Origin of the sequence: Pseudoalteromonas sp. 3D05 (assembly GCF_002723455.1) — a bacterium.
Lineage (GTDB): Bacteria > Pseudomonadota > Gammaproteobacteria > Enterobacterales > Alteromonadaceae > Pseudoalteromonas.
In genome coordinates this window covers 1-8,212 of sequence record NZ_PDUS01000022.1, presented here as the reverse complement: position 1 = coordinate 8,212, position 8,212 = coordinate 1, and the positions used below count along the sequence as shown (strand labels likewise).

Below are 8,212 nucleotides of genomic sequence, written 5' to 3'. Positions count from 1 at the left end.
GGCTGACGGCTGACGGCTAAATTAACTCACCCATTTTAAATAACGCGAACTCACCAGGCTCCATTTTTTGCCAGCGTTCGTCGTTAGTCAAAGGGCGCGTGGCAATCACCGTCACTACATCGTTCGGTGTGGTTTCCTGCTGAAAATCTACGACCATATCAGCATCAATCAATGTTGCCTTACCAAATGGTGCACGACGAGTGATCCAGTGTAAATTGTTAGTACAATACGCTAATACATACACTCCATCGGTAAGCAGCATATTAAACACCCCCTTTTCACGCAATGTATGCGAAAGCTTCGCTGCATAACGAAAAACCGATGCCATATTTGATGGGCGCTTTGGGTATTTTTCGCGGATTTTATCGAGTAACCAACAAAAAGCTAGCTCGCTGTCAGTATTGCCAACTGGGCGATAATACTCAGGCTTCAAATCATGATAATTCGATAGCTGCCCATTATGGGCATAGGTAATTTCACGTCCCCACAACTCACGGGTAAATGGGTGAGTGTTTTCAAGACAGACACGGCCACGATTACCTTGACGAATATGACTAATTACAGAAACACTTTTGATTGGATAAGCTTTAACTAACTTGGCAATTTCAGACTGACAGCTTGGTTCAGGATCTTTAAATGTACGACAACCTTTGCCTTCGTAGAAGGTAATTCCCCAACCATCTTTGTGAGGGCCTGTATTACCACCTCGCTCCAACAAGCCAGAGAAGCTAAAACAAATATCTGTCGGCACATTCGCCGACATGCCAAGTAACTCACACATAAAATATATTAACCTTTAAATGAGTTGCAAGAGTTATCATTCACCCCATACGCAACGCTCATACAATAAAATAAAAACACTTTGCTGGCATTGTTAAACATAAGGTTGGTCATAGCAAGCTTATGTTAGTTTCCTTTTGTACTCTTTAAAGATTGGCGACTAAACTGATAGATTATCTTATTAAGACTCTTGATAATTACCGATTCTAGCGCTACTCTAACAGAGGTGGTCTGACCTCTATTAAGGATTAAGTACATGACACTCATATTTACACTCGGTTTAATCGCACTGCTTAGCATCGCGAGTTACCACAGAGCGAGCTGGAATACTGCACTTGGCATTTCAATCGCGACTCTTGTTATTGGTACCTTTGCAGGTGCTTTTGGTGCAATTAGCTGGTTAATATTTTTAATCATCAGTGTACCGCTTTCTATTTCTGGCATTCGTCAGCAATACATAATCAAACCAATTTTTGCCATGTTTAAAAAAGTAACGCCTACAATGTCTGAAACTGAAAAGTCAGCGATTGATGCAGGTACTACATGGTGGGAAGCTGATTTATTTTGTGGCCGCCCAGATTGGGAAAAGTTACATCAATACCCAATGCCTAAGCTCACTATTGAAGAGCAAGCATTTATTGATGGTCCAGTTGAAACAGTTTGTAGCATGCTGGATGATTGGGAAGCCACTCACGAGTTAACCGATTTACCGCAAGATGTATGGCAATATCTAAAAGACAACAAATTCTTTGCCATGATCATCAAAAAAGAATACGGCGGACTACAGTTTTCTGCATTTGCACAGTCGTGTGTATTACAAAAGCTAACCAGTAAATCTACTCTGCTTTCGTCAATTGTGGGTGTACCTAACTCATTAGGCCCAGGCGAATTACTACAACACTACGGTACAACAGAGCAAAAAAATCACTATCTACCGCGTTTAGCGAGCGGTGTTGAAATTCCATGTTTTGCCCTAACCTCTCCTGAAGCTGGCTCTGATGCCAGTGCAATTCCTGACTACGGCGTTGTATGTAAGGGTATGTGGGAAGGTGAAGAAGTTGTTGGTATCAGCCTTACGTGGAACAAACGTTACATTACGCTTGCCCCTGTTGCTACAGTGCTTGGCCTTGCGTTTAAAATGCAAGATCCTGATGGTTTATTAGGCGATACAAAAGATCTAGGTATTACTTGTGCGCTTATCCCAACAGATATGCCAGGTGTAGAAATTGGCCGTCGCCATTTCCCACTTAATGTACCATTTCAAAATGGTCCAACACGCGGTAAAGATATTTTTGTACCACTTGATTACATCATTGGTGGTCCAGAAATGGCCGGTCAAGGCTGGCGTATGCTAGTTGAATGTTTATCTGTGGGCCGTGCAATTACCCTACCTTCAAACTCTGTGGGTGGAATTAAAACAATTGCGCTTGCCAGTGGTTCATACAGCCGTATTCGTCGTCAGTTCCGTTTACCGATTGGTCAAATGGAAGGGGTTGAAGAATCACTTGCTAAACTAGCAGGTTACGCTTACAGCTCAGATGCAGCAGTTAGTATGTCAACCGGTGCCGTTGATTTAGGTGAAAAGCCATCGGTTGTTTCAGCCATTATTAAATATCACTTAACTGAACAAATGCGTGATTCAACCATTCATGCAATGGATGTTCATGGTGGTAAAGGCATCATGCTTGGGCCAAATAACTATCTAGGTCGTGGCTATCAAGGTGCGCCGATTGCCATTACAGTTGAAGGCGCAAACATCTTGACTCGTAACATGATTATTTACGGTCAAGGTGCTATCCGTTGTCACCCATTCGTTTTAACCGAGTTAAATGCGTGTTCTATTGAAGACCGTGAAGAAGCACTTGCAGTATTTGATAAAGCATTAATGGGCCACATTGGTTTTACTATCTCTAATTTAGTACGCACCAAGTGGTTAGCGTTTACAGGTGCTCGTTTTACCAGTACACCGTATAAAGATGAAACGGCTGAATTTTACCGTATCGCATCACGCTTTAGTGCCTCTTTAGCACTTATGTCAGATATCAGTATGGCAGTATTTGGTGGCTCATTAAAACGCAAAGAGCGTATCTCTGCACGTTTAGGTGACTTACTAAGTTATTTATATTTAGTGTCTGCAACGCTTAAACGTTACAACGACGAAGGCCGTAAAAAAGAAGACTTTGCGCTTGTTCAATGGAGCTGCCAAGATCACCTTTATCATTGCCAACGTGCGTTAGCTGATTTAATTAACAATATGCCATCCGCACCGTTACGTGCAGCACTTAAACTTATGTTATTCCCGTTTGGCCGCCCGGTTCGTAAACCGACAGACAAGCTTGAACATAAACTTGCACAAATATTACAAGTACCAAGTGAAACACGTAACCGCCTTGCAAGTTATGTCTACTTAACCAATGAACCGCTTAATCTTGTAGGTCGCCAAGAGCAAACGCTCAAAGATGTACTATCTGTTGAGCCATTGTTTGATAAGGTATGTCGTGAAAAAGGCGTTAAACTGCCTTTCTTCCAACTTGATAAAGTAGCGCAAATGGGCCTTGATGCGGGTATTTTAACTCAAGCCGAAGCTGATAAGCTGGCTGATGTTGAAAAAGCACGTTTAGATACTATTAACGTTGACGACTTTGACCCAGCTGACCTATTAGCAGGTAAAGCCGCTCGTAACAACACAGACAACAAGGCTGACGCTGCTTAAGCTAAGTAATTAAAGCAAGCAACACACCTGTTGTAATCATCCAAGCCAGCGCATAATGCGCTGGTTTTTTTTGTGCTATATATAATTGTAAAGTGCACCAAGCAACACTCAAACTCAACAATAGCCATTGTATGTTAGCTACAAACATCAAATAGCTGAGCATGCTTATAAAAAAGAACAAACAACTCGGTATAAATTGGCTAATAAAAAATAGCCGCTGTTGGTTATTTAGTTGAAAAAACAACGCATATTTGTCTCGCAATTTGCCACAATCAAATTGCAGTGAGCTGGTAAATAGTACTATAAAAGCAACCGCTAAAACGCTAAATATTGCGGCTAAATCATTACGCTCATTGAGTAAAGTAGTAACGGCCATAAACACACACAACAATAAAGCCACCCGCCACACTAAAATCCAACTGTGTTGAAGAAAGAAGCTTAGCCAAAAAGTAAATAATGAATTAACTGATAACCGATCGTTTAGCGAAATCGCTGGCAGAAATATGCTCAACACAAATAATACAATAAAGCCACAATGGTACACTAACGGCGTTATATCAATGGGTAACAATACCAACACTAATGTAAAGGATAAGCCATATATTAATGCTGTAGGCTTATACAAACACAGCACACCTAAGCCAAACTGCAATAACATAAACAACAAAAAGTGAGGGACTCGTAGCCATTGTGACATAGTTAAATCCAAAGCAATAACTAAGCTTGCTAACAACCAACCATTACTTAAAAGTAATAATTTTATATCCATTAACTTAAGCCAGTTTAGCTTTACAATAGTGCGTTGAAAAAGCCGCTGTTGGCTATTTTTAATAGCTGATTTCATCGCGCCAAGCATTACGCTTTGCAGTAGTAGATAGAACCACGCCATTTGTGCACCATATTGTGGTGCATCGCTGCTATCTATAATTTTGCCCAACCCTAGAAAAAACAGCAAAATCATACCAAGCAGGGCAGAGCCAAGTACCACTAAGAATAATAGGCCAAAGTTTTTAAGCTGTAGCAATAATTGCGTAAGTTCAGTTTTGTAAGCCTGATATCGATAATCCAAAAAGGAGCGATATTGCCCAATTGATTGTTTCAAATTTGCAATCATAACGGCATACACTCAAAGCCATACTTAATAAATGGCGCGGGTTCATGACAGGTGATGATTATTTGCCCTTCCGGTTTATCTATTAGATATTCATCAAGTAAGACTAGTAAATACTCAATGCTGGATTGATCAAGGGCTGCGCTCGGTTCATCTAATAGTAAATACGGTGCATCACGCATCAGCGCTAAAATTAACTGGCATTTTTTTTGGTTACCTGACGATAGCGCATCAAACCGTGTATTTAAAAATTCATTAAAATTAAATCCGTCTATTATTGTTGTTGGCCAACTACAATCCAGCGTATTCGCAGATAAGTTAATTATTTGCTTTGCAGTCAAAAAGTCGGGTAAAGCAATACGGTCTGAGGCTATAGCAACTTGCTTATGTGGTTCGGTTAATGCTTTGCCTGAAAAAAAAATCTGCCCACTTTGGCGACTTTCAAGCTCAGCTAGCATCATTAACAACGTTGTTTTACCTAGGCCATTTGGCGCTTCAATGCATATTTTAGGTGCACAAAATTGCACGCTATAACCACTGTACAATATGTTTTCAGCAAACTGTTTGTGTAACCCAATGACTTCTATCATAAATACTCCTTGATTTAGAAAGTGAATTATATCTGGTTTTCTATTTTCGTGGTCTACATGGTTTGTAACACTTTATTGCAGCTCGAATAGGCTAATTACTTGCGTTTAAAAAACGTTCGGTTAACACTAAAAGTCGATAACTATAAACCAAGGAATGTATCTATGAAAAAAGCCCTCAAGCTTGCCTGTATTAGCTGTGCAGTAACCATTGCATTAGCAGGCTGCAGTCAGTCTAATAACTCAAGCTCTACCCCTGTGGTTGCAAAGCAAACACAACAAGTAAAAACCTATACTGCAAAAACCTTTTTTGATACCACATCGATTATGGGGAGTAGCTTTTCACCTTCTGGTGATAAAGTTCTAGTTAGTAGTGATGAAAGCGGTATTTACAGCTTGTATGAAGTTGACGTAAAAACAGGTAGTAAAACTCGCCTAACTAATTTTGAAGACAGCACCTACCCCGTACGCTACTTCCCTAATGACGAGCGCGTATTATTTACCAAAGACTCAGGCGGTAACGAGCGATACCATGTTTACGTGCGCGAAGTTGATGGGTCAATAAAGGATTTAACCCCAGGGGAAGAAACCCGCGCGAGCTTTGCAGGCTTTACCAAAGATGCTAGCCAATTTTTTATCACCAGTAATCAACGCGATGCCAAGTTTATGGATTTATATCGCGTAGATAGTAAAACCTATAAAGTCACCCCTGTTTATCAAAACATGCTTGGTTTAGATGTCGGTGCCATTAGTCCTGATGGCCGTTATATTGCGCTGTCTAAAAACAATACCAATAAAGATAGTGATACGTTTATTCTCGACACCTATAAAAAAACACTCAAGCCACAGTTAATTTCTAAACACGATACCCCAGCTCAATATACGCCTGACACCTTCTCTGTAGACAGTAAATATTTATACTACTCTACAGACGCTAAAGGAGAGTTTTCCCAGGTATGGCGTTATGAGTTAGCCACAGGCGAACATAGCCCTGCACTAAAAGATAATTGGGACGTCAGTTTCATTTATTTTTCTACGTCAGGCCGCTATCAAGTCAGTGGTGTCAATGCTGATGCCAGTACAAAAGTAACCGTCAAAGATACAAAAACAGGTAAAGAAATTGCCATGCCTAAGCTACCGGCGGGTAATTTACGCAGCGTAAGCTTCTCAAGCGACGAGCAAACCATGGCGTTTTACTTAAACTCAGACACCTCACCTAGCAATTTGTTTGTTTGGCAAGTCGGCGATGCTCAAGCCAAACAACTAACAAATACATTAAGTGAATATATTGAACAAAACGACCTAGTAGAGAGCACCATCGTGCGCTTTAAAAGCTTTGATGGCTTAGAAATTCCTGGTGTATTGTATAAACCAAAACAAGCCAGTAGCAGCAATAAAGTGCCTGCGCTTGTGTGGGTGCATGGTGGCCCTGGTGGGCAAAGCCGAACGGGTTATAGCGCAATGCAACAACATTTAGTGAACCATGGCTATGCTATTTTTGCCGTCAATAACCGTGGCAGCTCGGGGTATGGTAAAACATTCTTCCATTTGGATGATAAAAAACATGGCACTGATGATTTACAAGATATTGTCTACGGTAAAAAACATTTACAGAGTTTAGACTGGGTTGATGCGGACAAAATCGGTATTATGGGCGGTAGCTACGGCGGCTTTATGACTGCTGCTGCACTTGCCTTTGAACCAGAAGAATTCAAAGTGGGTATTAATATTTTTGGTGTGACTAACTGGGTGAGAACACTCAACTCAATTCCACCGTGGTGGGAAAGCTTTAAAAAAGCGCTGTACGATGAAATGGGCGACCCAGCGACAGATGGCGAGCGTCATCGTGCTATTTCACCGTTATTTCATGCCGATAAAATCACAAAGCCTTTAATGGTTATTCAAGGTGCTAACGATCCACGAGTATTACAAGTTGAAAGCGATGAACTGGTTGCCGCAGTAAAAGCCAATGGTGTGCCAGTAGAGTATGTATTGTTTGACGATGAAGGCCATGGTTTTAGCAAAAAAGAAAACCGTATCAGCGCCTCCAACGCCTATCTAAACTTTTTGGATACTTACTTAAAAGAGTCATTTGGCCCACAAGGTTAATTGTAAGCCAGTTTATATTAAAGCCTGCTACGTTTTTTGTACGCAGGCTTTTTATTACTTTTTTATTGCTTGGTTAATCTAGGTTCCAGTAAAGCGAGTGCTAAACCAAATACAGCAGCAAAAATACCTAAAAACTCAAACCAACTGTTGCCTGCATGTGGCATAGTCCGTGTAAGCTCATTTGCATTATAAACACGTTTACCTCCGTCAACTTCTTCAACAAATGATTCACCGACATACTCATCCATTAACTTAAAAATTGGTACTCGTCTAGCCAGCATTTCCCGATTTTTCTCATCTCTTTTGTCTCGATTCGACTCAATAATATAATTACTCCAATGAGTAAAAACATTCAGAGGTTCATCTGTTTTGATCACACCTTGTGATTTATATTCGTAAAAGCGTTCATTGAACACATAGTTTTTATGTCCTGCATAAAACAATGCACAACCAATAGATAGTAAAAACATTGCGAGATAAATAACCTTACGTTGCGTGGCTGAGCTCTTTACTTCTTTACTTTTGAACCACTGCTCGACATCCGGTATTTGTATCAGTCTAACTTTATCGTGACTCGATACTAATGGCTTCATAAACTCATCAATTGAAAGATCTAACGCTATCAATAAGGATCTAAATATTTCATTAGAGGGTATGGATTTATCGTTTTCAAGCTTGGATAAATAACTCTGCTCTATCCCCACCTGCTGAGCGAACTCTGGCTGGCTCAGTTTTTTATCATTTCGTAGCTGCTTTAATTGTTGACCTAATGTGCTCATCTTAGTGCTTCCTTTTTAAAAGTGAGGTTAGATTCTTGGTAATTCATGCAGATATATGAAGCTGAATAGTGAAGAATAATAAGGAATATTAGCAGGTTAGTATAAAAGAGTCGATCTGATAGCTGATAGCTGA

General features: G+C 40.4%; 6 protein-coding genes. 2 read left to right on the top strand and 4 right to left on the bottom strand.

Going from position 1 to position 8,212, the window contains the following annotated elements; all coding sequences use genetic code 11:
- Window positions 1-16: 16 nt before the first annotated feature.
- The gene (locus CSC79_RS17445) at window positions 17-781 is read right to left on the bottom strand and encodes a class II glutamine amidotransferase (RefSeq protein WP_099297021.1); all 765 of its coding nucleotides are present in this window, start codon (window positions 779-781) and stop codon (window positions 17-19) included.
- 255 nt (window positions 782-1,036) lie between these two features.
- Between CSC79_RS17445 and fadE the strand changes: the two genes are divergently transcribed.
- A complete protein-coding gene (gene fadE / locus CSC79_RS17440) occupies window positions 1,037-3,493 on the top strand; it encodes an acyl-CoA dehydrogenase FadE (protein ID WP_099297020.1) in 2,457 nt (818 codons plus the stop codon).
- Window position 3,494: 1 nt separating this feature from the next.
- Here the strand turns inward: fadE and CSC79_RS17435 are convergent, their stop codons facing one another.
- Together CSC79_RS17435 and CSC79_RS17430 are read right to left on the bottom strand one after the other, a co-directional pair.
- Window positions 3,495-4,607 carry a DUF6136 family protein gene (locus CSC79_RS17435; protein WP_099297019.1) on the bottom strand — a complete coding sequence of 371 codons (1,113 nt, stop codon included), beginning with the start codon at window positions 4,605-4,607 and terminating at the stop codon, window positions 3,495-3,497.
- A complete protein-coding gene (locus CSC79_RS17430; RefSeq protein ID WP_099297018.1) occupies window positions 4,604-5,194 on the bottom strand; it encodes an ATP-binding cassette domain-containing protein in 591 nt (196 codons plus the stop codon). Before CSC79_RS17430 ends, CSC79_RS17435 begins: the two co-directional genes overlap by 4 nt.
- A gap of 162 nt (window positions 5,195-5,356) precedes the next feature.
- Between CSC79_RS17430 and CSC79_RS17425 the strand changes: the two genes are divergently transcribed.
- Window positions 5,357-7,300 carry a S9 family peptidase gene (locus CSC79_RS17425; protein WP_099297017.1) on the top strand — a complete coding sequence of 648 codons (1,944 nt, stop codon included), beginning with the start codon at window positions 5,357-5,359 and terminating at the stop codon, window positions 7,298-7,300.
- Window positions 7,301-7,362: 62 nt separating this feature from the next.
- On the opposite strand, the gene CSC79_RS17420 is transcribed toward CSC79_RS17425, so the two are convergent.
- Window positions 7,363-8,079 (bottom strand): helix-turn-helix domain-containing protein, encoded by a 717-nt coding sequence (locus tag CSC79_RS17420; protein WP_099297016.1) that lies wholly within the window; start codon window positions 8,077-8,079, stop codon window positions 7,363-7,365.
- Window positions 8,080-8,212: the final 133 nt, after the last annotated feature.